Below are 1,034 nucleotides of genomic sequence, written 5' to 3' on the forward strand. Positions count from 1 at the left end.
AGATCCGGGCCGGTGCCGCCCGGCCCCCCGTACCGTGCTGTCTGGCCGTTGCCCACCCGCTGGCCCGGGCCCGGGCCGGGAGCTCAGGCCGCCTGATTCCTCAGGGAACGGGTGACGTCCTCGCGGAGCCGTTCCTGGTCCACGCCGGCACCGGTGAGGATCTGCACCGCCAGTCCCTGACCCTCGCGCAGGATGCCGAGCATGATGTGCTCCGGCGCGATGAAGTTGTGCTTGAGCCGGAGCGCCTCGCGCAGGGAGAGCTCGAGCACCTTCTTGCTCCGCGGCGAGAACGGGATGTGCCCGCTGGTGCGGGTGCGCGGACGGGCGCGGCGCAGCAGACCGCGGCGCTTCGGGGCCGTGGCCAGCGGCAGCCGCAGCGCGCCGGGGCCGAAGTTCTCCTCGATCGCCCGGCGGACCGCGTCCAGGTCGATGCCGATCGCCTTCAGGGCCGCCGCGTCCTCCGCGTCGGTGTCGGTCACCGGGACGCTCGGCTCGGGTCCGGGCCCCACCCGGCGCTCGACCTCGGCGCGGACGAACCGGGCGTCGACCCCCTTGGTGGTCAGCGCGGCGGCCGTGGCGACCGGGCCGGTGGCGTCCGCGAGCAGGGCGATCAGCACGTGCTGGGTGCCGATCGGGCTCTGCCGCAGCTCCCGGGCCTCTGCCTGGGCCCGCATCACGGCGTCGCGTGCGGCATGGGTGAATCGCTCGAACATCTCAGCCCTCCCGTGGATCCTGCATGGGCACGCGACCGGCGTGCTTCTTGTGAACGCCCTGGCGGGTCACCTCGAGGGCGTCCGCGATCTCCTGCCAGGACCAGCCCTTGCGTCGCGCGTTGGCCACCTGGAGATGCTCCAGGCCCTCCAGGAGGCGGCGCAGCGCCACGACCGCCCGCAGGCCGACCCGAGGATCGGCGCTGCCGGCGGCGGCGGCGAGATCGGTTGCTTCGGTCATGCTGTCAACTTACGTTGACACGACGCCTCTGTCAACTTCGGTTGACAATCAGGGCGCAGAAAAGGCGCCGGGCTGACTGCCCG

Annotated in this window: 2 protein-coding genes; both read right to left on the bottom strand. The window is 72.8% G+C overall.

The window, feature by feature from the left end; genetic code table 11:
- Positions 1-83 precede the first annotated feature (83 nt).
- Entirely contained in the window at positions 84-713 is a 630-nt protein-coding gene (locus tag AB0C29_RS50140; protein ID WP_360835681.1) for a Clp protease N-terminal domain-containing protein, read from the bottom strand.
- Position 714: 1 nt separating this feature from the next.
- A complete protein-coding gene (locus AB0C29_RS50145) occupies positions 715-951 on the bottom strand; it encodes a hypothetical protein (protein ID WP_023560874.1) in 237 nt (78 codons plus the stop codon).
- Positions 952-1,034 lie beyond the last annotated feature (83 nt).

It is taken from the genome of Actinoplanes sp. NPDC048791 (assembly GCF_040650095.1).
GTDB lineage: Bacteria > Actinomycetota > Actinomycetes > Mycobacteriales > Micromonosporaceae > Actinoplanes.

What these genes read in the sequence shown, in the direction of transcription:
- AB0C29_RS50140 (WP_360835681.1), bottom strand. Translation starts at nt 713, where the DNA reads ATGTTCGAGCGATTCACCCATGCCGCACGCGACGCCGTGATGCGGGCC.
- AB0C29_RS50145 (WP_023560874.1), bottom strand. Translation starts at nt 951, where the DNA reads ATGACCGAAGCAACCGATCTCGCCGCCGCCGCCGGCAGCGCCGATCCT.